The sequence below is a fragment of the Tolypothrix sp. PCC 7712 genome (genome assembly GCF_025860405.1).
In the GTDB taxonomy this organism is placed as follows: Bacteria; Cyanobacteriota; Cyanobacteriia; order Cyanobacteriales; family Nostocaceae; genus Aulosira; species Aulosira diplosiphon.
In genome coordinates this window covers 7,460,705-7,483,070 of the sequence record NZ_CP063785.1, presented here as the reverse complement: position 1 = coordinate 7,483,070, position 22,366 = coordinate 7,460,705, and the positions used below count along the sequence as shown (strand labels likewise).

At 43.9% G+C, this 22,366-nt stretch carries 19 protein-coding genes and 1 pseudogene; 6 read left to right on the top strand and 14 right to left on the bottom strand.

Going from position 1 to position 22,366, the window contains the following annotated elements:
- Positions 1-6: 6 nt before the first annotated feature.
- Positions 7-6,516: a DEAD/DEAH box helicase gene (locus HGR01_RS30420; protein WP_045868491.1), complete on the top strand. Its 6,510-nt coding sequence runs from the start codon at positions 7-9 to the stop codon at positions 6,514-6,516.
- A complete protein-coding gene (locus tag HGR01_RS30415; protein ID WP_045868492.1) occupies positions 6,516-8,582 on the top strand; it encodes a UvrD-helicase domain-containing protein in 2,067 nt (688 codons plus the stop codon). The genes HGR01_RS30420 and HGR01_RS30415 overlap by 1 nt, the downstream gene beginning before the upstream one ends.
- A 239-nt stretch (positions 8,583-8,821) precedes the next feature.
- On the opposite strand, the gene HGR01_RS30410 is transcribed toward HGR01_RS30415, so the two are convergent.
- On the bottom strand, positions 8,822-9,388 hold the full coding sequence (locus HGR01_RS30410) for a group II intron maturase-specific domain-containing protein (protein WP_235623011.1): 567 nt from the start codon (positions 9,386-9,388) through the stop codon (positions 8,822-8,824).
- Between the two features lie 35 nt (positions 9,389-9,423).
- On the bottom strand, positions 9,424-10,062 hold the full coding sequence (locus tag HGR01_RS30405) for a reverse transcriptase N-terminal domain-containing protein (protein ID WP_228045617.1): 639 nt from the start codon (positions 10,060-10,062) through the stop codon (positions 9,424-9,426).
- 76 nt (positions 10,063-10,138) lie between these two features.
- Between HGR01_RS30405 and HGR01_RS30400 the strand changes: the two genes are divergently transcribed.
- Positions 10,139-10,333 carry a hypothetical protein gene (locus tag HGR01_RS30400; protein ID WP_194007863.1) on the top strand — a complete coding sequence of 65 codons (195 nt, stop codon included), beginning with the start codon at positions 10,139-10,141 and terminating at the stop codon, positions 10,331-10,333.
- Between the two features lie 606 nt (positions 10,334-10,939).
- On the opposite strand, the gene HGR01_RS30395 is transcribed toward HGR01_RS30400, so the two are convergent.
- The 5 genes from HGR01_RS30395 to HGR01_RS30375 all read right to left on the bottom strand — a co-directional run bounded on the left by HGR01_RS30395 (position 10,940) and on the right by HGR01_RS30375 (position 13,736).
- Positions 10,940-11,794, bottom strand: coding sequence for a hypothetical protein (locus HGR01_RS30395; protein WP_045868493.1), 855 nt, complete (start codon positions 11,792-11,794; stop codon positions 10,940-10,942).
- A gap of 41 nt (positions 11,795-11,835) precedes the next feature.
- Positions 11,836-12,201, bottom strand: a complete 366-nt coding sequence (locus HGR01_RS30390) for a four helix bundle protein (RefSeq protein WP_045868494.1) — start codon at positions 12,199-12,201, stop codon at positions 11,836-11,838.
- A 37-nt stretch (positions 12,202-12,238) separates the two neighbouring features.
- The gene (locus tag HGR01_RS30385) at positions 12,239-12,469 is read right to left on the bottom strand and encodes a hypothetical protein (RefSeq protein ID WP_045868495.1); all 231 of its coding nucleotides are present in this window, start codon (positions 12,467-12,469) and stop codon (positions 12,239-12,241) included.
- 300 nt (positions 12,470-12,769) lie between these two features.
- On the bottom strand, positions 12,770-13,576 hold the full coding sequence (locus HGR01_RS30380) for a hypothetical protein (RefSeq protein WP_228045618.1): 807 nt from the start codon (positions 13,574-13,576) through the stop codon (positions 12,770-12,772).
- A 7-nt stretch (positions 13,577-13,583) separates the two neighbouring features.
- Positions 13,584-13,736, bottom strand: a complete 153-nt coding sequence (locus HGR01_RS30375) for a hypothetical protein (RefSeq protein ID WP_168160934.1) — start codon at positions 13,734-13,736, stop codon at positions 13,584-13,586.
- A gap of 234 nt (positions 13,737-13,970) precedes the next feature.
- Here HGR01_RS30375 and HGR01_RS30370 point away from each other — a divergent pair, with 234 nt between their 5' ends.
- Together HGR01_RS30370 and HGR01_RS30365 are read left to right on the top strand one after the other, a co-directional pair.
- On the top strand, positions 13,971-14,216 hold the full coding sequence (locus HGR01_RS30370; protein ID WP_210403062.1) for a helix-turn-helix transcriptional regulator: 246 nt from the start codon (positions 13,971-13,973) through the stop codon (positions 14,214-14,216).
- Positions 14,217-14,651: 435 nt separating this feature from the next.
- The gene (locus HGR01_RS30365; RefSeq protein ID WP_155539014.1) at positions 14,652-14,801 is read left to right on the top strand and encodes a hypothetical protein; all 150 of its coding nucleotides are present in this window, start codon (positions 14,652-14,654) and stop codon (positions 14,799-14,801) included.
- Positions 14,802-14,855: 54 nt separating this feature from the next.
- On the opposite strand, the gene HGR01_RS30360 is transcribed toward HGR01_RS30365, so the two are convergent.
- Positions 14,856-16,163: an NF041680 family putative transposase gene (locus HGR01_RS30360; protein WP_045868498.1), complete on the bottom strand. Its 1,308-nt coding sequence runs from the start codon at positions 16,161-16,163 to the stop codon at positions 14,856-14,858.
- A gap of 312 nt (positions 16,164-16,475) precedes the next feature.
- On the opposite strand from HGR01_RS30360, the pseudogene HGR01_RS30355 reads away from it, so the two are divergent.
- Positions 16,476-16,640: pseudogene (locus tag HGR01_RS30355) on the top strand (IS1 family transposase); the annotation flags it as partial.
- Positions 16,641-16,676: 36 nt separating this feature from the next.
- Here the strand turns inward: HGR01_RS30355 and HGR01_RS30350 are convergent.
- The 6 genes from HGR01_RS30350 to HGR01_RS30325 all read right to left on the bottom strand — a co-directional run bounded on the left by HGR01_RS30350 (position 16,677) and on the right by HGR01_RS30325 (position 22,272).
- Positions 16,677-18,881, bottom strand: coding sequence for a xanthine dehydrogenase family protein molybdopterin-binding subunit (locus HGR01_RS30350; protein ID WP_045868499.1), 2,205 nt, complete (start codon positions 18,879-18,881; stop codon positions 16,677-16,679).
- Complete coding sequence (locus tag HGR01_RS30345; protein WP_052335075.1) at positions 18,878-19,855, bottom strand: FAD binding domain-containing protein; 978 nt, start codon at positions 19,853-19,855, stop codon at positions 18,878-18,880. Before HGR01_RS30345 ends, HGR01_RS30350 begins: the two co-directional genes overlap by 4 nt.
- Positions 19,842-20,390, bottom strand: a complete 549-nt coding sequence (locus tag HGR01_RS30340; protein ID WP_045868934.1) for a (2Fe-2S)-binding protein — start codon at positions 20,388-20,390, stop codon at positions 19,842-19,844. Before HGR01_RS30340 ends, HGR01_RS30345 begins: the two co-directional genes overlap by 14 nt.
- Positions 20,391-20,666: 276 nt before the next feature.
- Positions 20,667-21,044: a hypothetical protein gene (locus tag HGR01_RS30335; RefSeq protein ID WP_045868500.1), complete on the bottom strand. Its 378-nt coding sequence runs from the start codon at positions 21,042-21,044 to the stop codon at positions 20,667-20,669.
- Between the two features lie 20 nt (positions 21,045-21,064).
- Entirely contained in the window at positions 21,065-21,352 is a 288-nt protein-coding gene (locus HGR01_RS30330; RefSeq protein ID WP_045868501.1) for a hypothetical protein, read from the bottom strand.
- A 128-nt stretch (positions 21,353-21,480) separates the two neighbouring features.
- On the bottom strand, positions 21,481-22,272 hold the full coding sequence (locus HGR01_RS30325) for a CPBP family intramembrane glutamic endopeptidase (RefSeq protein ID WP_045868502.1): 792 nt from the start codon (positions 22,270-22,272) through the stop codon (positions 21,481-21,483).
- Positions 22,273-22,366 lie beyond the last annotated feature (94 nt).

The following is a 22,366-nucleotide window of genomic DNA, read 5'->3' as shown; positions in this document are numbered from 1 at the left end:
CTGATAATGCTGCCAGCGCATCTCGCTGAAAACATCCGCCGTCAGGTGCTTTACTACCTGCAATCTACCTTTGATTTCCGTGACAAGGAAGTCAACCAAGCCTTTGAAGAATTTCTCGAAGACCCAGAACGCGGTATATTCAAAGGTGCGTGGGTGCAGTTGCGTCGTCCCTTTCGCCCAGCAGCAGATTCCTATAAACCTCCTTTTGATCTAACTGTTCCTTTCCATCCCTTCGTCCATCAAAGTCGTGCTTGGAGAAAGTTAACAAGTAAAAACCACAAGCCGGAAGCAACTTTAGTCACTACTGGAACAGGTTCAGGTAAAACAGAATGTTTTCTGTATCCCATCCTCGACCACTGTCTGCGAGCAAAAAGCGCCGGAGAAAAAGGTATAAAAGCAATCATTCTCTACCCGATGAATGCCCTGGCCGCAGACCAAGAACGGCGCTTTGCCAAAACTATTTGGAACGACCCCATTCTCAAACAAGCAGGTATTCTGGTTGGCAATTATACAGGGCGCTACGACCCCGCCAACCCCACATCCCAAGATTCTGGTACTACCAGTATGGGCGATAGCCACGGTATTACCAACCACGAAGCCCAACTAGAAAACCCGCCGGATATCTTATTAACTAACTATAAAATGCTGGACTTCTTGCTGTTGCGACCGCAAGATCAGGGACTTTGGCGTAGCAATCAACCAGATACCTTACACTACTTAGTGCTAGATGAACTACACACTTACGATGGCGCTCAAGGTGCAGACGTTGCCTGTTTAATTCGACGGTTAAAAGAACGCTTGGGTATACCCAAAGGGAAATTGTGTGTAGTTGGGACTAGTGCCACAATGGACGACCGCGATCGCAGCGATCGAGCAATGGGTCTTACAGTTTCGGCTGATGCGGTAGAAACTGGAGGCGATCGCTTGGCTTTGTTTGCTAGTAAGCTGTTTGAAGAAGATATTCTCCCAGAAGCAGTAATAGTAGAAGACCGTCTCAAAGTTGCAGAAATTATCAAACCAGAAGAAGATTTAATTTCTCTGGAATTGCCTCAAGTCGATGAATGCGATCCCTTGGGGGAAGAAGATGCAGTTACTTATGCCATACGTCAGGCTCAACTTTGGGGTGGCCCAAGTTTCGCCGGAGATACAGAAAAAGCAATTACCGATTGGTCAGTAGCTTTGGGGGAATGGTTAAAGGGTACAAAGCTGTTTAAGCAACTGCTGGAACTATTTGAGATTGCCGAACATTCTGATGAAGGTCCACTAACTTGGCTAAAACTGGTAGAACAATTAGCAGCGAAGGATTTTTCCTTTATTTCCATTCCCCAGTGGGAAGACCGTAAGCGGATTATAACTGCCTTTTTTGCCCTCGTTGCTCAAGCAAAAGAAATTCGCAGTGGTCGAGCCTTACCTTTGGTTCCCACCCAAGTGCAACTATGGGTACGGGAATTGACACGCATCGGTCGAGTTGTAGCAGAAAAACCAGAATTTGCTTGGCTAGATGAACCTACACCCGACCAAAAACAACTTCCCGCGTTCCATTGCAACGAGTGTGGTGCTTCTGGGTGGATTGGCATGGAAGATCGACGTTTGGAATCGGCGATCGCAGCTAGGGGTATCCAAGGTTTTAAACTCAATGATGATGTCAAAGCTATTTATAGTGGGTGGTTTAGTCGTAATGCTGGACACGACCCCCGCATTGTTTTAATTGTCCCTGACACCGATGGAGTGATCGACCAAGGGGACTTATTCGGTGCGTGGCATATTCATCCTACCAGTTTGGTAGTTCGCAAGGGACGGGGTACTTGTCCGGTAAGCGATGATACTCGCAGTTTTCGGATTGCATTTAATAAAGATGTGCAATCTCAAACAAAAGGTTCTCCCCGTGGGGTGCAAGCTTGTCCTTGCTGCGGTTCCCAAGAAGGTATTTTTATTATTGGTTCCCGTTCCGCGACCCTTTCCAGTGTTATGGTAGATGAATTATTTGGTTCTACTCTCAACAACGACCCCAAATTACTCGCCTTTACCGACAGCGTTCAAGATGCTTCCCACCGTGCCGGATTTCTTTGTGCTCGCACCTATAATTTTACCTTCCGTACTGCCCTGCAACGGGTAATTGATGATGCAGGTGTAGCAGGTTTACCCTTGCCGGAAGTGGGACAGAGGATGTTGGCTTGGTGGGGTAGTCCGGGATTGGGACGACCGGGAAATATTAAAGAAGCGATCGCGGCACTTTTATCGCCTGATTTATACGAGTATCAAGAGTATCTCAAATATCGCAATAATTGCCAACAACCGAACCCCCCAACATCCCTAAAATCTGACATCGAAACTAGGCTAACTTGGCAAGCCACCAGCGAATTTGGTCTAATGCTGCTGCGGGGAAGGACGATGGAAACCTGTGGTTCTGCTTGCATTGGTTGGGATTGGCAGAGAATTGAAGAGACAGTGCAAGAGATTTACTCGCGGATTGAATCTGTAGATACCCAATTGCGAAAAATACCCCAGGAAAATATCTACCGTTGGTTGTTGGGAATTTTATATCGCTATCGTCTGCGGGGAGCCTTGGGACATCCCTATTTATTTGACTTAGCCCAAAAAGGATACTGGGGAAAAGCCCCCTTCGGGCGAGCAATTTCCGGACGGGAGGTGCATCCAGGGCAAACCCGCTTCCAACCAAAGTTAATGGTAACTCGTGCCGAGAAAAAACATGATTTTCTTTTTGGTGCCACCTCCGGGAATACCCAGCCTTGGCATATTCGCTGGACACATCGGGCACTTGATCGTCCAATAACTGAAGCTGAAGCAATTGATTTACTAAGACTATTGTATGAGGTTGCTGAATCAAAAAAAGTTATATTTAGATTGCACGATGATGGTAATAAAATTTACTATGCCATCAATTCATCTGCTGCATTACTTGTACCCAACGGCGATCGCTTTACCTGCAACCAAACAGGAAGGCAAATAGTCCGACCAGAAAACGAAGCAATATTTTGGGAAAATGCCCCCAGTTTGGAATATAGCGCCGACAGAGGACTATATCTGCGAGAAAACTTTACCCGCCGTCAAGTTTATTACCAAGACCGTTACCGTAAAGGTGCATTACGTCGGGTGGTTGCCAACGAGCATACGGGAATGTTAGCAACAGAAACGCGAGAAAACTTGGAACGCACTTTCGCCCGTAGCGAACATGCTGACGACCCCAACATCCTCACCTGTACCAGCACTTTGGAGATGGGGATTGATATTGGTGACCTCTCCAGCACCATGCTTTGTTCCATACCACCAACCACTGCAAGTTATCTACAACGTATTGGTCGGGCAGGACGGGCAACGGGTACAGCCCTAATTATATCGGTAATTAATCACCAACCACACGACCTATTTTTTTACGCTCGTCCCGTAGAAATGTTACGCGGTAAAGTCGATCCACCAGGATGTTGGGTAGATGCTTCGGCGGTACTTGTGCGCCAGTATCTTGCCTATTGTATCGATTGTGGGGTGAAAACGGGGGAATTAAACGAATTACCTGCAACAGGGGTAAAATTTATTGCAGATATGAATAAGTCCCAGGGGCATTTTCCCCGTATTTTGGCATGGGTAGGAAAAAATCAAGCCCAATTACAACAGTCTTTCTTGGAACGTTTTGAGGGAGTGGTACGGCAAGATACTAAGCAGCGTTTTCTCGAAGAGACAACGACTGCATTAATGGAGGAACGAATTCGCAAGGTAGCGAATGAATTTGCGCGTCAGCAAAAGGAATTTAAAAATGCGCGTGAACGACTGCAAAGCCAAAAAAAGAGTCTCGACGAACACGAAGTCGAAGCCCGCTTGGAAATTGAAGACGAATTGCGAGTTCTCAAAGGTAGACAAAATAGCCTGAATCGCATTACCACCCTGGAACTATTAACCGACCACGGACTTTTACCAAACTACGCCTTCCCAGAAACAGGAGTCAGGTTCTACGGCTCAGTTTATAACCGCCACCGCAACAGTGAAAATCCGGTACTACCAATTGAGGCAGTCCGACCAGCAGCCACAGCTTTACGGGAATTAGCTCCCCACAATTACTTTTACACCCAAAAACGTCAATTTGAGATTCAGCAAATAGCTACGGGTAGCAAAGAAGAACCCCTGGCAGAAACTTGGGCAATTTGTGGGCGTTGTGGACATATGCGTCCCATTAGTGACCTGAATCAAGAAGCTGCATCCAAAGCTTGTCCTCAGTGCGGTTATGATGGCGGACAGGATAGCCAAGCCGATATCGGTCAGCACCGCAAATTCATCGAGTTTACTCGCTCGGAAGCGATTTCGGTGATGGAACAGTATGATAGCTTTTCAGGCGATCGCTCCGACCAAAGGGAAAACGAATTTTACCAACGACGGCGTAGTTTTGACCTCACACTGGATGCACCAACAGGAGCGGTGGGTGAGGAGGAAGTCCCCTTCGGGATTGAATATCGCGCTGGGGTGATTATGCGCGAAGTAAATGTAGGCTATCAAGACGAGAAGGGAACCGTAGCTTTTGGAGCCGATGGCCCCGCCCCAGAGACTGGGTTTTTAGTATGTGCTGATTGCGGTGTCGTTGCCTATCCAGGCACATTCATCGATGACCTGAAAATCCACCGCCGCAGTTGTCCAGCGCGTCGCCGTGCGGAAAAAGCCCGTGCGGAAGGTCGTTCCACCAATACCTTTAAAACCGAATCTGTCTACCTGTATCGGGAAATCCGCTCCGAGGCAATTCGGATTTTAATTCCACCCCTGCACGAAGACGATATTGCCACCTTGCAAGCCTGCTTTTTACTAGGCTTGCGACTGCGATTTGAAGGCGACCCCAGCCATTTAAGTATTTTCCCCCAGCAATTGCCAGATGGCGAGAATAAATTACAACGCAACTATCTTGTCATACTCGATAAAGTTCCTGGTGGTACGGGCTATCTGAAAACCTTATTTCAGGAAGCTGATACTCATAAACTTGCTGGAGAAGGAATTATGGCAGTGATGCGCCAAGCTCTAGATGCACTAGAATCTTGCCGCTGTGGCAGACTCAGCGCCAAAGAAAGCGATCATGATACCGATGGCTGTTACCGATGTATTCGCAACTACAGCCAACAATACAATGCGGCATCGATTAGCCGCGAACGGGGAATTAAACTGCTAAAACATCTGATTGCCGCAGGCGATCGCCGTCGAGAAATACAAGCATTAACGGATATTCCTAATACATCACTGTATGGTAGTTTCCTGGAGCAAGAATTTATTCGCAAGTTGCGGGAATGGGTAGAAGAGCATAATGGCACTTGGGAAAAAACCATCGTGCGTGGGAAAAGAGGATTTCGCTTTCACCTCCCAAGCAATAATTACAACTGGGAAATCGAACTTCAACCCCAACTGGGTATTGCTCAAGGAGTTGCGATCTCTTGCCAGCCAGATTTTATGTTGCGTTGCGCCGATAACGATGCGATAAAGCCAGTAGCCATTTTTACCGATGGCTTTGAATTCCATGTGGCGAATAATCGGATTGCAGATGATATGAGTAAGCGACGCGCCATTTTAACCTCCGGACGCTACTCCCTTTGGAGCTTAACCTGGGACGACCTCAACGCTGCTTATTTAGAAGAATTTACACTTATTCCCAAACCAATAGCCACAAAAGTCGATATTTTTGCCAACACCGCCATTAGTAAAGGTATACCCATCCCCAACCCCCTATTGGCTATTGGTAATCCCTGGCAGCAACTTGTCGCATTTATCCAGCGTCCAGATGCGAGTGGATGGCGGAGATTGGCAGAATTTACTGCTGCTTTTCCTCTAGAAATTTTAGCTGCCAACCGTACCCATACAGAATCCACATTCCACAATGCCATGAATAATTGGCAAAATGGTCAAGAATTTGTCGTTCCCCCAATCGATGATACTGGTGAGTGGGTTTGTAACGACCTGACCACCTCCACCAAAGATGCGATCGCATTTGCTTCTATCGCCGATTGTTTGGCAAACCGACGCGATCAAGTAAAGGTGACAGCTCGTTTGGGTGACAGCGAAACAGAGAGATTAGCAGCGCAAACTTACCGACCTCGCTGGCGTAAATTTCTCGCCAGTTTAAATTTGTTTCAGTTTTGCGGTGCCTTCACTTTCTTCACCACCTCCCAAGTAGAAGCAGGTACTGCACCCGATGTGATTCCCTATACTCAACCTCCAAGCACTAGCAACGAATGGGCTGAAGTCCGTGCCGAAGTGATTCCATCCCTACAATATATCGTTGGCGAACTAGCTGCGGCAGGAGTAACAGTACCCCAAGTTGCCTACGAAGATGAGCAAATCGCGGAAGCAGCGATCGCGGAAATGGCATGGCTAGAATTACGTATTGCCGTTTTAGCTGGTGACCAAGCTTGGCTTGCTCCTAAATGGCAAACTGCTGGCTGGCAAGTTGTGACAGTGAGCGAACTACAGGGAAAAGGGACTAATTTTCTCAGTGAAATAATTGTAACTAAGACAAAGGAGAAACCTTGATGGCTCAACTAATGATGCACGCCGAGGTACTCCGGCGCTTTTACAAGCTTCCCACAAAAGTGCAGAAAAAGGTTCCAGAATTAATTGAGAAATTCCAACATAACCCTTGGGACCCAGCAATTGGGCTGCATGGATTAAAAGAAACGATGCTGGACTCCAAAGTTCGAGGTGCTGACTTACCTGATGGCTATCGTGCAATCATTATTGCACCCGAGCAAGGAGATACCTTCCTACTGGTTCATATTGATTCCCACGATCGAGCTTATGCTTGGGCAAAAAATAAGCGTTTTGAAGTGCATGGTAGGACAGGGGATTTCCAAATATTTGATGTTCAAGAAACTGTAGAAGCATTAGAAGTTGTTCATCCTGTAACAGTATCCACTGAATACCCACTGCAACTTCTTTCCGACGATGAGCTTTTTCAAGCAGGTGTACCCCAACTGCTCATTCCCTCAATCCGTAAACTTAATACTGATCAAGACCTAGAAACAATTCGCCTTTATCTACCTTCCGAATGTTATGACGTTCTGATTGGTATTGCTGCGGGTTTATCTTTAGATGAAGCTCTAAAATTTGCGTTAGGAACTGATCTCGAAGATACCCAACCTGCAAGTGCCATTAATCCAGGAGACTTCTCGCAGCTTATGCAACGTCCCAGCCGTGACTTGGTTGTAGTTAAGGGTGAGGAAGCTCTTCAGGCGATGCTAGAAGGTGGTTCCCTGGAAGAATGGCGAATTTTTCTCCATCCCAGACAGCGAAAAATTGTTGAATGGCGTACCAATGGACCAATGAGTATTGCGGGGACGGCAGGAACTGGAAAAACTGTAGTATTGATGCATCGTGCAGTGCATCTTGCCAAAAATTTGGGCAACCCCAAAGACCGAATTTTGCTAATTACCTTTACTACAAATCTCTCGGTGACGATTAAAAGCTATATTCGTCGTCTCCACCAAGCGACTGCGGAAAAAATTGAAATTACCAACCTCAATCAGCTTGCCCGCACTATTTGCACTCGTAGTGGTTGGAAGGGGCGAATTGCTACAAGCGAAGAACTCGAACAGATGTGGGATGAAGTTTGGACTGACCCAACAATTACTAATTTACCAATGCCAAAACCAGAACTCCAAAAAGAGTTTGAACTGGTAGTCGATGCCAATGGCATTGATACCCAGGAGGATTATTTAACTGCCATCCGTATTGCTCGCCCTCGCATGGGAAGAAAGCAACGCCGTGAAGCTTGGGTGATATTTCAAGCCTTCAGACGCTTGCTCCTAAAGCGAAATTTTTTGACTTTTGAAGGGGCAATTCAGCAAGCACGGTTAGCTGTTGAGCAGGGTAACTTTCCCCAATTTCGCCATGTCCTTGCTGACGAAGTGCAAGATTTTAGTTTAGAAGCGCTACGACTACTTGCAGCCCTCAGTCCCATTGAGCAGCAACTATCAGACCCTCTGTGTGTTGCTGGAGATGGACACCAACGCATATACCGAGGAAAAGTACCCCTCAGCCTTGCTGGTATCAAAATTACAGGTCGTTCGCGGCAATTAAAAGTAAATTATCGTACTAGCGAGCAAATTCGGCGTTTTGCTCAATCAATTCTTGATGGTATAGAAATTGATGATTTAGATGAGGGACTAAGTATAGCTTTAGGCGATCGCTCTGTCTTTACAGGTCCTGAACCAGAGATTTTTCGTTGCCAAAACGAACATGAAGAAGCAAAATGTATCGCCATCTGGGCAAAACAGTTAATTGAAAAAAATGGTTTTGCATCCCATGAAATTTGCATAACTCCTTACAAAGATGGGATTGTCACAGCCCTAAAAGCTGAGGGGATAGAACACTTTGAACTCAAACCGCGAGAAGAAGACCCAGGAGCAGAAGAACCGGGAGTACGTCTGGGAACTATGAAACGAATTAAAGGATTAGAGTTTAGGGCAATTATCATGGGGTGTACAAATAAATTAGACGCGATGAATAATCTAGCGACGGGAGAACTCATCGAACGCTGTGAACGTTACGTAGCAGCAACAAGAGCTAGGGAACGCCTTCTAATTTGCATTGCTGAGTAGTTATTTTCTTCAAAGCCAAAATTTCCTTGTATCGTAGGCGATGTCTTCTCTTCTCTTCTCCCAAGGGGAGACGCTACGCGAACAAGAGGCTTCGCGAACGCCAACGGCAAACTACTTTGCGCCTTCTAGCAACTTTTCTATTTTAGTAAACTCAACGAGGTTGTCACCAACCCCGTTGGTCTTCAAAACCGTGCTTAATAGTTTCCCATTACACGGCTCCTCAATGATTCGGCACATTGTCATGTGTACTTCACAACTGAACCATCTTCAGTTGTCTTTTCGTCGTGGCAGTGTTTATGTAGTATCTGTAGATTTTTGTATTCGTCTTTTCCTCCCAAAATTCTGGGGGTTATGTGGTCAATCTCCAGTACATCCTCCTCTCGGAAGTACAATCCGCAGTGGCTACATTTCCCTTTTTGTGACTTTAAGAGCGTTGCCATTCTTTTGGTCATTTCCGGGTGTTTACCCATTCTTGTACTCCAGTAAATTAGGTTGCCATCATAAGGACTGGCTTCGCCTTTAACTTTCACATACCTAACTATTGGCGTTTGTGCATGAGAACGTAATCGCATCGGGTTTTTACCCTCATGGCTGGTTGCGAATACCCAATTATTACCACCGATGGTTTGCCAATATTTCTTTGACACCCATCCCCCAGATTTCTTGGGGTGGCGGTGTTTTGCCCAAGCTTTCAGCTTTCGATACATGAGATTATCTAAGTCAGAGTAAGCCTCTTTACTTACCATTGTTGAGTAGTAGTTTGACCATCCTGTGATTACCGGATTTAATCGGCTGATTAACGCCACTTGAGGCGCTGCTTTGTGGTCATTGATGATACTTGCTACTCGGTGGTAATGTATCTTTTGCTTTTCTTTGCTTGGGGTGATGATTGTTTTGAAACCCTGTTTTGAGTGGTATTTCTTAGCAGTGCTTTATGGTCTATGCGGTCGAAGCATTTTGCGATGTCAGCATCAAGCACATATTTGCTTTTCTGGACAATTGCAATAAATATGGCTTCAATTGCATCATGACATGAGCGCCCAGGTCTGAACCCGTATGAATTAGGTTCAAATCGCGCTTCCCATTCTGGTTCTAATACCAGCTTGAACAGCGCTTGCAAAGCTCGGTCGTTCATTACGGGAATGCCCAAAGGTCGTTTCTCATCCGTTCCTGGTTTGGGAATCCAAACCCGTCGTGTCGGTTTCACCTTTGAGTTGGGTTTTAATTTGGCAACTAAATTAAGACGTGCTTCTGGGGATAGTAACTTAATACCGTCCACTCCTGCTGTCTTTTTACCTTGGTTGTCTTGTGTTACCCGACGTACCGATAAACATTTTGCTGACCAGGACTTCATCAACGTCTTCTGGAGCCTGCGAAGTGCTTTGACATCACCACGAAGAGATGCTTTGTAAATTCGTTTTTGCAACTTAAAAACACGTCGTTCCAGCTTTCGCCAGTTGATGTGTTTCCATTCCCCCATCGATTCATTGCTCTTTTCCTTGCTGATTGGGTTAATCTTCAGGGGAAGAAAACCGTTTTTAGTAGGTTTGTGAGCAGTGATTCGTGTATTAGACTTTTGCATTGCTACTCATAACTTTACATTCCAAATCACCGTGAGTCTGTCAGCATATCCTTGCCGTTACAGCAAGGCATTCGCTTCTGACTCAATCTCACCTTTTCGCTGCATACAGTTAGCACTTACTTGGTATCGACCGACCAAGGACAGCGATAGGTTACTTCGTTCCGAATAACCATTGTTAGAACCTTTAGAATGATGCTATCCACCGGGTTTATTGGGAGTGCTTACTGGTCAAATGGGGAATTGCCAGTCCCTTATCCTTTGCCTTTTGGCTCCAGCGCATTCAGCCTGATTTCGCTGGTTTTTAGTCACGATGGCTCGACGCATCTTTGTTTTCGCTATTCATGGGTTCATGCTCGAAGGGAACCAGTTTAGGCTACCAGTTTTACCTCCTTTTCATCCCGCTTTACGGATTGATGGCTAGTCGCTACCGTAGGGATGATGCTGTTACCGTTGCACCTACGGAGAGGGACTTCTCATTAATTGGAGTCACCCTCATGGTTATTCAGTTATCATCTGAGAGAGATTAAAGTGCGAACTCCACCCCATCAGGGTTATCTCTCAAATGTCACTCATCCCTGAATATTTCTACTCATTTCGAGTGAACGAATCGCACCCCCATGTCTAAAATCAGGGTCTTTAAACCACGATTCATCTATCAGTCGCACAGAATTCAATGCTGAATTCTGGCTCCTGACTCCTGAATTATTCTTCGGTAATTTATGCTGTCAACTTAATAGTGTTGCCCTGTCCAAATGTGTCTTTTTTCAGCGAGTATCTATACCATCTGTGCAACAGTCTGCTGTTGAACTTGCTGCATCCATCCCTTAATTGCTTGTAGTTCATCCACACCATCAACTACAGCATTAACAACGTGTTTCTGATAGGAATTAGCAGCATGATTCGGGTGGTCAAACTTGTCTGATGCCCAAGCAATACACATGGTTTTTACAAGCTCATCAACTTTACTGTGATGAAGCTCACTGGGACTACTAACATCTTGAAAATGTAACCATTCTTTGATTAAATCAAGTGGATAATTAAGTAAAATCCGAATTTGTTTGACTCGCAAATCTTGGGAATGTATTGCAGATGCTACAGCAGTTTGCTTTGGATTTGATTGCGGTTGTGCAGATTGAGCATAATCGACTGAATCTGAAGTTGGAGTTAACTGAGATTGAACATCACGAATAATTGCTCCCCAGTCAGCGTTAGGATTCCATTCTCGACGAATACGGATTTTAGTTAAAGCGTCATAAAGATTGCAGAAAACTGAATTTTCATCACCTGGAGTAGCAACAATGATTAAAGGCTGAGTAAAATCTTTCACAACAGATGCAGCTAACAAGAATGATTTGGCAAAGTTGGTTTCAATGCCACTGCGGACGATATAAATTTCATCAGCTTGAACAACAATATCTAATTTTAGATTATCCTTGCCTTTGAAATCTTTATCTGTTAATCTTAGCTCCAAAACATAACCTGTTAATGCTCTTTGTCCCACAGGAATCTTTTTATCTTGTTCAATCTCACAGTTATACCAAGCATAAATCCGACCATCAACCTCTAATTTCTTTACATACAGATAAATTGGCTGTGGTGGATTACCTAATCCGAGTTTTATTTCAGGCATAATTAAAAATCATCCAGTTCAGTTTGGCTAGAATTCAGAAGTCAGGAGCCAGGAGCCAGAATGGAATTAGCATAACTTGTCAGTAACTTACTTACTTCTTCAAGTTGAAGCATTAATTGTGAGGTATCATCGTACCCAAGGTCTTTAGTAAGAATTAGATAATAACGACACTCTTCTAAGGAACCTTGTGCTATATTCATAAATCTTACTTTATCTGCTGTTCCTTTCTTTTTAAATCCCTCAGCTATATTTGCAGGAATTGAAATAGCTGCTCTTCTAAATTGAGAGGTTAAGCCATATATTTCAGATTTAGGAAATTGACTAGTAAGTTTGTAAACTGTTAAAACAAATTGATGTGCTTTCTTCCAAACTATCAAGTCTTGAAATGTTTTTGCTGGTTGTCTCATTTATTCTGACTCCTGAATTCTGACTTCTTAATTCTTCCTATTGTTTTTGCATCTTGACTTTATTCATCTGGTGAATTGATTCTTGAATTACAGTCCTGGCAGCTTCTTTCACAGAGGTTTTGGCTTGTTGATATAAAAATTGTGTTACGCCCTCTGCATCTTCTTCTGGGTCGATTTGTGCCCATAATGAGCAACCCAATTCCAACGATTCATAGTCACCTAAGTTAAATTTTCTGTGATAGGTGACAGCAATAGTTTTGATATCCATCAGTTTTTAAAACTCTCAAAGATGAAGTTTAGTGTTGCGGTTTGTTTCTGACTTTTATGGATTAACTTTTTTGAGTTATTGCAACTATTCCCTCATACAGCAAGTGGCGGGAGAGTTTTTTCTTATTGAAGTGCTTATTTAAAAACACTCTCCTCATGTATTTAGCTGCCATTTGTGATATCGCCGAAGCTGAACGCAAATCAGCGAGCTTTACTTCTTAATTTAGGACTTCTCACGTCCGACTTATTGTGATGATATGGAGGTGGTGGGCACAATGCGCCCACCATATTCTCTCTTAAACTACGCGATTAACACCATACTCTCTGGAAGTGGCCTGTACTCCATCAGCCGCTTCCATTCCTCGCTCGTCAGTTGATCAAACGGTTTATCCAACAATTCCTCGCAAGACCTAGTTTCGAGACTAGGCAATACTTCGACCATCGACAACGACCACACGGCATCGAATGCAGAATCACAAGGCACTTGCTTGTGATGCCCAGATGATGCTCTTTCCACCCACCAGCGACCGTCAGTGCATCCCGCCGAGCCTAGCTTTTTGTCGTTGTTGTAGATACCGTCATCGAGGAGTTCAAAGCCAAACTTTTCGCATTCCAAGGCAATTTGTGCCATCACTTCGTTACCAGTTGTATTGGCTGGAACTTTCTGCTGTTGCACTGGCAGTGTGCCTTGCTTGTAGTGCCAAGCGACGTGGCTGTGGCACTTGGCCCAGCTGTTTGCACGATGTTGTTCGGTTGAGTTCACCATGACCACCCAGCGTTGGGTCACGAAGTCGTCATGATCGTAGGTGATGCTGGCTATTAGTTTGTCGCCAACGTAAATTTCATAGTCGTAGCAGGTGATTTCGACAACGGTGAATTCTTCGGGTGCTACAACTTCACCCTGTTGTGTGATGTGCTGCTCTAATTGTGCTTGAGCTAGAGCTTGTTCGTCAACAGCAAAAGAAGCGAAAATTGCTTGCTGTGCAGGTGTTTTGTAGGTCATAATAGATATTCCTTTGATAAAAGGGTAAAAGGCGATCGCAAACTTTTCCAGGGCTAGCGATCGCCTTTGTTTTTGATGTACAAAAGAGCGCTGTGCAAATGACAAAATGCTCTCACAACAGAATCAGCGAAGCTGTACAAATCTTTGAATTCTGGACGTATATTCGATAAATAACCAATTTTTCAGACTTAGTTAGGTCATCGGAATCATCTCCGGCGGCTTGAGCATTACAAGTTTGGCTTCCGGCTGCTAATCCCGGTGGCATTGGGTTTTGGGTGAATTGAATGAGTTCAACTTGATGATTCAGTTGGCAAACCTTTTGAGCGTTCGGGTGCTGGCGGCTTGCAATTCCGTTGCCCTTATATTTATCACTATGCTCTAGTTAACTAGACTTGTCAACTATATAATACTAGTTAACTAGACTAGCTTACTATTGACTTGACTAGTTAACTAGATTAGACTAGGCAGCAAGACCAGTAATCTAGAGGAGGTGATTAAGTTGAAGTTGCTTATTTTTATGGATTTAAAGGAGTTGCGCGAGAAAGCTGGTTTATCAGCTGAACGGGTAGCAGTGGAGTTAGGTAAATCTGTTTCCACGATTCGATTTTGGGAGGCAGGAACATATATCCCTAGCCTTAGCCCCAGTGAAACGTTACAGCTGATCCGTCTTTACCAATGCACACTCGAAGAATTATCCGAATCTTTTATTGCAACTCAGCGAAAAAGTGGAAGGAAGCTCGATTAAAACAAAGCAAATAATTTCTGTAACGTTGCTATCACTTTTATAGGAATTAGACGCATTCGCTAGATAGAGAATGTATTACTTTTTTATAGGTTAAGGATGCTGCTAGCTTCTCCAGAAAATCAACTATTGTTCCACCTAAAGAAAGGAAAGCATTATCTACCAGACAGCGAAGAATGTTAGCAGAAAATTAAAAGCGATGCCTCCGCCAAAATCTGCGACGATAACCTGACAGGGGACAGTGCGTTAGCCGAAGCTTAACGTTATCGTAGCGTCTCGTTGGCATAGCCTTTCATAGAGAAGAAGAGTTATCACTCGATGGCGTTTTTAATCAGCAATGTACTAGCGTAGCTATATTTAGTTACAAAACTTTAAAAATCTGTGACGGCATGGTTGCAATGCCGCGATAGTTTCATGCGTCAAAATTTTGGAGATCGTATGGACGCAATTATAAAGTACGAAAGTAACAGCAGCCCATTTGACCAAATTAAACAGGTTGATACCGATGGATCTGAGTATTGGTTAGCAACTGAATTGTTAACACTACTGGGTTATCAGTTTGAGTTTAGACTAGACAGCAACAAATGACCCAGCAGTGCTGAGTTCATAAAACACAACCTTCAAGAATGAAGATATTTGAGATTAAGCAGATTTTTGTTCCTCTTTGCGTGGTTTAGAAGCAGTCTTTTTAACAATTGGATATCGTATTTTCCGGTTACGGGCTTTACCTGGTGTCCACCCAAGGGACTTTCCACGAGGTTTGGGTGGAGAGGTAGGAGTACCAATCGCGGCGAAAACTCCACCCATAGCTTGAGCAACTCGTCCCGGGGTCAATTTATCTATTGACTTCTGCCAGGGAAGAGGATGATCAGCAACGATATCACGAGCTAACCATAACTCCCAAGTGATTAACGGCATTAAGTCACTCCAATGTTCACATTGTTCTGGAGTACTGAATTTTGGTACTGTCCAATGTAAGCGTTGCTTAAGAAAACGATACCAATGGTCAATTGTGAATCGGCGCAAGTACAATCGCCAAACTTCATCCAATGGTGGCATTTGTTCCCCAGCCCAAGCCAACCACAAAGGTCTTAATACTCTCAAATTGCCATCAAGATCAAGACGTTCCACCCTCAGTAGCGTCATTGGGCGTGCAGCAGCTTTGCGAAAATGCAAATCTTCCCACAGACTGACTTTAACTCGTCCCAATTTTGGGTCATTTACTTCCAGCACAGATGCCACTTCGCCCCAGGTTGAGGGTTCATTGAGTTTAAATTGAGCACCATGCTTGCGAGGACGACCCTTGCCAGAGTAAGCGGGTGGTGCGCCCCATAGACACAGATTTGAACGTAGTCTAACTAAGATATCGGCTTTTATACTAGCTGTCTTTAATACGAAAGGCGCACAACCATATTCACTGTCCCAAAGCGAAATTGGTCGAACAGACATTGATTCACATACCTTTTTGAGTTGTTCAACTGCTTTCTCAATCGGATTGTCCCAACTGGTAATCCGTTCATGCCTCAGCGGTAGTGCCCAACTTCCTGAATCCTCTGGTATCCAAGCTATAGTACTATATCCCTGCCCAATCGTAATCGGTTTATTTCCCGCGATCGCTGTGCTACTGTGTTCTATTGTCCGTTCTTTGAGTGTCACCGCATCTGGGCGTGACCAAGCTGTATGATCTCCTGCCAACAATATGCGTTTTTCTGTTGGTATTTGCTTGATATATAACTCCATTAATTTCTCGCGGTCTGGTTTGGTATCTTGTATCGCTTCATAGATACTCGGCCATTTGCGTCTAAACACTGGCGATAACGATAAATCTGCCAGACTGTAGACATTACGGGTCAACAGTATCGCATCTGTTAGTTCAAATGTTGCATCATGTGCTTTGCTTAGATGCGTATAGGCGGCTTGACGAAATTCTTCGAGTCTGGCACGTTTCATATTGGCAGATAAGAGTAGGTGATTCTCTCTTAGCTTCTGCCGAAAGGGGGACTGTCTTCAATCAGACATCCCCTTTTTCTCTTTCATCTCTTCCATTTAGTCTAAACTCCAGTCAAATATCTTCATTCTTGAAGGTTGTGTTTTATGAACTCAGCACTGCTGGGTCATTTGTTGCTGTCTAGTCTAAACTCAAATTTTAAACATTGGCGAGATAAAACTGATAATTCAATTTCTACTTGATTTAGCCAAGAAGCGTGTTAAAGGCTATGAAGCCTATACAGCAAGCATTTTAACTTGCTTGTTGCCCCTTGAAGTAAAACATATATGACACGAGTTGAAAATGAAAACACTAGACTAAGACATTATTTGGTATGCCTTCACCGCAAAACTTTATGCTATTCTAAGACAGAAGAAATGCTGAGATACTCGGTTAAACTATTACTTCATTATTTGAAGTATCAAACTGTACCTACATAAATTGATTCATCCCTTCATTCAGCAACGCCATAAATTCTAATCAATTATGGATTCAGACAACTTGTCTAGTGTAATTGGTAGGTCACGAATCCGTTTCCCTGTGGCATGATAAACCGCATTAGATATAGCTGCTGCTACCCCAACAATCGGAAGTTCACCCAAGCTTTTTGTTCCTAGAGTATTCACATAAGGATCTGGTTCCCCAATAAATTGTACTTCTATATTTGGAATATCTGCATGAACGGGAATCAGGTAATCAGAAAGGTTAGCATTAACTATTCTGCCCTGATTTGTATCCATTACAGTTTTCTCCATCAGCGCCATACCGATTCCCCATGTAATCCCGCCAAGAACCTGACTTCGCGCTGTCTTGAAGTTGAGAATTCGTCCTGCATCATAAACTCCTACGCAACGTCTAACTTTGATTTCTCCCAACACTTCATCGACTGCTACTTCCACAAAAATTGCACCAAATGAGTGTTTGGCGTATTGCTTACCCTCAGGGCTGAGTGAGGCTTGCTCTGTGACTTCTAAACTTTCTAATTTGTGACGGCGCAGAATATCGGTGTAGCTGTCTCTTCTGGAATGATCGTGTTTTAAAAATATTTGCCCTGACTCCACGCTAATATCTTCTGCTTGAGATTGATAAAGTGGAGAATTTGGATCTTTGCTCGCCATTTGGATGATTCTATCCCGTGCAGCGATCGCAGCTTTATACACCGCCGGGGAAACACTAGCAACTGTAATTGAGTTACCCGTAATGGGCGCTTTCGGAAAATTGCTATCACCTAGTTCAAACTGCACTGGTAAACCTAATACCTCAGCAGCCACCTGCGTCATTACGGTATAAGTACCTGTACCAATATCTTGGGTTCCACTTTGTAGCCGCACCTCTCCACTAGCAAAAATTTCTACTTTGACTGATGCAGTTCCAACATTAGTGGGAAATGTCGCACTAGCCATTCCCCAACCAATTAGGAAATAACCATCTCGCATGGAACGGGGAATTGGGTTGCGTTGGCACCAACCAAAAATTTCTCCCCCTTTCTGGTAACATTCTTTGAGGAATTTACTTGACCAAGGTAATCCTTTGTGGGGATCGATATCTGCATGATTTTTTAGTCTTAGTTCAATTGGGTCAATATTTAAGGTGTATGCTAGTTCATCCATTGCTGACTCTAGGGCAAACATCCCTGTCGCTTTTCCTGGGCCACGCATAAAGGTTGGTGTGGCAGCGTTGATACGTGCTAAACGGTATTTAATTTCCAGATTTGGACAGGCATACATCATTGTTGTTGCTGCACCAACTGGTTCTACAAAGTCATCATATAGCGATGTTAAGCATGTGCCAATGTGATGAATAACGGTTAGTTTACCTTCGGTGGTTGCACCTAGCGTTAGCTGCTGCTGAGTTTGGGATCTGTGTCCGCAAGCAGTGTACATTTGCGATCGCGTTAGCACAACTTTTACAGGGCGTTTTACTTGACGAGATGCGATCGCCGCTAAAATAGTATGCGATCGCAACAATGCCTTACAACCAAATCCGCCGCCTAAATATTTAGAGATCACACGGACATTTTCTTGAGGAATATTCAGAACAGATGCGATCGCTTTTTGGGTTGCTGAAATGCCTTGAGTAGTTTCATACAGCGTCAAATTATCTCCTTCCCAGATTGCGATCGTTGCAGAAGGTTCAAGGGGATTATGATGTTCCATTGGTGTGGTATAAATTTGCTCCACCAGGACATCCGCTTGAGCTTTTGCAGCTTCAACATCCCCTCTGGTGATTTTACCTGGCATAATGCCAAAGAATATTGATTCGGGTTCAAATATCTCTGCATCTGCCATTGTGACTGTAGGCAATGCTTCTTCGTAGATAATTTTAACTAAGGAGGCGGCGGTTTGGGCTTGTTCTAAAGTTTGGGCAATTACAATCCCCAAATGTTGACCATCGTAGTAAATATTATCGTCTTTTGCGGTTGGCTGAGGTTGTGGCGGCGAAAATAAGGGGATTTTGATTAGAGATGGAGTTTGTTGGTAAGTAATGATATCTATCACACCAGGAACAACTGCGGCGGCGGATGTATCTATTTGGATAATTTTACCGTTGGCGATCGCACTTTGAAAAATCACTCCATAAGTTAAATTTTCTATAGCAACATCGGCTGTGTAGGGTGCTTCTCCAGTAACTTTGAGTTTGCCATCAACGCGATCAAGTGGTTTACCGATAATTTTATTCATAATTTTTCTGTCACAACTGAAAGCGCACGTACCAAAGCGCCTTTGACTAATTCAATTTTGAATTCATTATGTGTTTGCGGTTCTGCTTCTTTAACAGCTGCTTCTCCTGCGGCTTTAAAGGTAGCTTCATTAATTGCTTTACCTTTGAGAAATTCCTCAGCATCCCTGGCACGCCAAGGTTTGGGTGCTACCCCACCAAAAGCGATTCGTGCTGATTGAATTATGTCCTGTTCTAACTCTACGACAATAGCTACAGAAACGAGAGCAAATTGGTAGGAAGCCCGATCTCTAACTTTTAAATAATAGGATTTATATACAGAATTTGGAACTTCAATAGCAATGATTAATTCTCCAGGCTGCAATACGGTTTCTTTTTCTGGTGTATCACCTGGTAAGAGATAAAAATCATGAATTGAAATTTGACGTTCTTTTTCTACCCCTTGGATGTAAATTATCGCATCTAATGCCGTTAATGCTACAGCTAAATCGGAAGGATGAACGGCAATACAATGTTCACTTGCTCCGAAAATAGCGTGCATTCGATTGTAGCCTGTAATTGCGGCACAACCTAAACCTGGGGTGCGCTTATTACAAGGAAAAACCGGATCGCGAAAGTAGCCACAACGGACTCGTTGTAGTAAATTACCGCCCACTGTTGCCATATTTCGTAGTTGCGGTGAAGCACTTTGTAACAATGCTTGGCTAATTACTGGATAACATTGCTGAATTTTGGGATGAAAAGCTACATCACTCATCCGAGAGATTGCACCAATCCGGATTCCATTCGTAAGAGATACAATATCTGCTAATGGCAAATTATTAATATCAATTAATATATTCGCTGTTTGGACTCCATCTTTCATTAATCCCAGTAAATCCGTGCCACCAGCGATAAATGCAGCAGTTTCGTCTTGTTCAACTGTAGCGATCGCCGCATCTCGGGAAGTAACTTTAGCATAACTAAATGGCTGCATTTTCCATTTCCTCTAGCACATCCTGAATCGCCGCAATAATATTTGGATATGCTCCACAACGGCAAAGGTTTCCACTCATTTTTTCTCGAATTTCTGCCTCAGATTTTGGTGGTTCTTCTAATATCATTCCTACGGCTGATACAATTTGACCCGATGTGCAGTAACCACATTGAAAAGCATCATAGGTAATGAAAGCTGTTTGCATGGGGTGGAGTTGGCTATCTTGAGCTAATCCCTCAATTGTGGTAATTTCAGCGTCGATATGCATTATTGCTAGAGTCATACAGGAGTTAATTCGGCGACCATTGACTAGAATAGTACATGCTCCACATTCACCACGATCGCAAGCTTTTTTAGTGCCCATCAAACCCAGCTTCTCTCGAAGTGCATCCAGTAAAGTAACGCGAGGTTCTAGTTTGACTGAGTAGGAGATATTATTGATGTTCAGCGATAATTCTACTTCTTCGGAAGAAAATATTTGCAACTTTTGAGTAAGAGAGTTTGAAGTTAGTGGTTCCAAAAACTTTTCTTCCATGTTGAATGATGATACTAATAGTTTTTTCAGATGTTTATTGGATTTTATCTTGCCGTCCGCTTTGATTTTAGAATTGATTTGCATTAGCGGGTAAGAGTAAAGAGGCAATAGGAAAAACTTGGGGCTGAAGAAATAAGTTTCAAAAGTAGTCAACTTCCACCACAGCCTATTATTACTCAAAAACTTGGGCTTATTCATGGTGTTCCTTATGTAGTACGTTTGGCTCTATCTCGCGTTGCTGAAACGAGTTTGTTTCGGCATCATCCGATTTAGACACTAATGCTCAGAATTCACTTGCCATGTAATCACAATGAGTTCTACAAACGGTAAGACAACTATTAGCCGCGAAAATGCTCCTAAAATGGCTTCCATCGTCCAGTTCTGACTCTGAACCTCCCAGATCATCCAAACAATATAGAATCCAATCACCAACCAGGGTAGAATTACTGCTGAATTCCGTCTGCGATAGAAGCGGATCGTCCTCTCGCGCCAAAATGGGAAGGTGCTGAGGAGACAAAAAATGTAGGAAGTTCCTGCACTGATGAACAAGCTTCTTTGAGAACCCGAAGGCAGGTTTGGGTATCCAAGTGCGATCGCACTCAGGCAAACTCCCAGCGCGAGGTAAAGAAAAGTAAACAAGGTAAATCGTTTCATTATTTCTTCTCCAGTGAAGCTTATTCTCTGTACCACACACGCACACATTGAAAGCAATTGATTGCTAGACCCTGACTGATCATCACTGGGTGGAAAGCATTACTGGTCGTCACTCCGTAGACATCATCACTTGTGCCTTCAATCCGATCGGGTAAAACAACAGTTTCAACATTGATCACCTGTATCGTTGTACTTGCGATCCACTGATTTGCAGCACTCACAACCTCAGAGAAGGATTCATAATCGGAAGCTCCGCCGAAGGGTCCCCGTTCAGTAATCCGAGGTGCAAAATCTTTGCACTGAATCATTTGATTTACCACCTTAAAACTGTAAAGTTGAGCATCAATTCAAGTAGTGGGCATCGCCCACCATTTTTAAAACCTTTCACGGTAAAGCTTTGTGGGCAGTACTAGCCCTACGATATCTATTCCAAAACTTAAGCCAACCTTGCCAGTAAACCGCTAAGAACAGAGGCAAAAGCATGAAAGCTGACATGGGCTAACATTGCAGCCTCAAGCGAGTATTGCCAAAAGAGCCAGCCAAACGCAATCCCCACAATCCCATTCAGTAACAACGCCCGAATAATCACAACTGGAGTGAGAGGAACGATCGCGGCAGTCGCTGGCAGGTGTAGTAGTCCAAATACTAACGCGGCTAGAACGATCGCACCCTGGTAAATCCCTTGACTTGGCAACGTAACGCCTTGTTTTAGCCCTTTCCACGCGATCCAAACCAGCAGCGACATTAAACCCCAGCGCATCAAAATTTCCTCAGTAATGCCACCATAGAACATTGCTGTGAGCAAATTCAACCAACTTGGCTCTGTATTATTTGCTGCCCGTAGCGCTTCAGGTAGGACAGGTTGCATCAACTGATCGAGCAACAAGAGAACGATCGCTGCAGCTGCACCCACACCCAAGCTCCACTTCATCTCAACGGTAAAAGATGGAGACTTAGCGGTGTGAAACACCCAATGATCAATCAAATGGGAGCTTAATCCAACACGATAGGCACAACTAATTCCAATTAGAATGCTGATTGCCAGTAGAATTGAATACTGTAGTCCTTGCAGAAGCATTAAAATCCCCAATGGTGGCACTTTTTCCAGTATTTCTGGAGACAGTTTCGCTAACTGTTGCTCGACTAAAGGAATAGACGCGATCGTGAACATGACAATTCCCACACTGCCCAATACAAATAAAATCCCGAATTGTTTCAGAATTGCCATTGGTTTAACCTCCAGATGATCCTTCCTATCAGCCCATAAAAGCAGCTACCATCACCGGAATTGTGGGCAAGTTGAAAACGACGTGAACAATGAC

Bases quoted from the DNA above. Each gene is read 5' to 3' on its own strand.
- HGR01_RS30335 (WP_045868500.1), bottom strand. From the start codon at position 21,044: ATGAAACGATTTACCTTGTTTACTTTTCTTTACCTCGCGCTGGGAGTT.
- HGR01_RS30330 (WP_045868501.1), bottom strand. From the start codon at position 21,352: ATGATTCAGTGCAAAGATTTTGCACCTCGGATTACTGAACGGGGACCC.
- HGR01_RS30415 (WP_045868492.1), top strand. From the start codon at position 6,516: ATGGCTCAACTAATGATGCACGCCGAGGTACTCCGGCGCTTTTACAAG.
- HGR01_RS30420 (WP_045868491.1), top strand. From the start codon at position 7: ATGCTGCCAGCGCATCTCGCTGAAAACATCCGCCGTCAGGTGCTTTAC.
- HGR01_RS30360 (WP_045868498.1), bottom strand. From the start codon at position 16,163: ATGAAACGTGCCAGACTCGAAGAATTTCGTCAAGCCGCCTATACGCAT.
- HGR01_RS30395 (WP_045868493.1), bottom strand. From the start codon at position 11,794: ATGCCTGAAATAAAACTCGGATTAGGTAATCCACCACAGCCAATTTAT.
- HGR01_RS30385 (WP_045868495.1), bottom strand. From the start codon at position 12,469: ATGGATATCAAAACTATTGCTGTCACCTATCACAGAAAATTTAACTTA.
- HGR01_RS30350 (WP_045868499.1), bottom strand. From the start codon at position 18,881: ATGAATAAAATTATCGGTAAACCACTTGATCGCGTTGATGGCAAACTC.
- HGR01_RS30340 (WP_045868934.1), bottom strand. From the start codon at position 20,390: ATGGAAGAAAAGTTTTTGGAACCACTAACTTCAAACTCTCTTACTCAA.
- HGR01_RS30325 (WP_045868502.1), bottom strand. From the start codon at position 22,272: ATGGCAATTCTGAAACAATTCGGGATTTTATTTGTATTGGGCAGTGTG.
- HGR01_RS30405 (WP_228045617.1), bottom strand. From the start codon at position 10,062: ATGGGGGAATGGAAACACATCAACTGGCGAAAGCTGGAACGACGTGTT.
- HGR01_RS30345 (WP_052335075.1), bottom strand. From the start codon at position 19,855: ATGCAGCCATTTAGTTATGCTAAAGTTACTTCCCGAGATGCGGCGATC.
- HGR01_RS30365 (WP_155539014.1), top strand. From the start codon at position 14,652: ATGGACGCAATTATAAAGTACGAAAGTAACAGCAGCCCATTTGACCAA.
- HGR01_RS30390 (WP_045868494.1), bottom strand. From the start codon at position 12,201: ATGAGACAACCAGCAAAAACATTTCAAGACTTGATAGTTTGGAAGAAA.
- HGR01_RS30375 (WP_168160934.1), bottom strand. From the start codon at position 13,736: ATGCCACCGGGATTAGCAGCCGGAAGCCAAACTTGTAATGCTCAAGCC.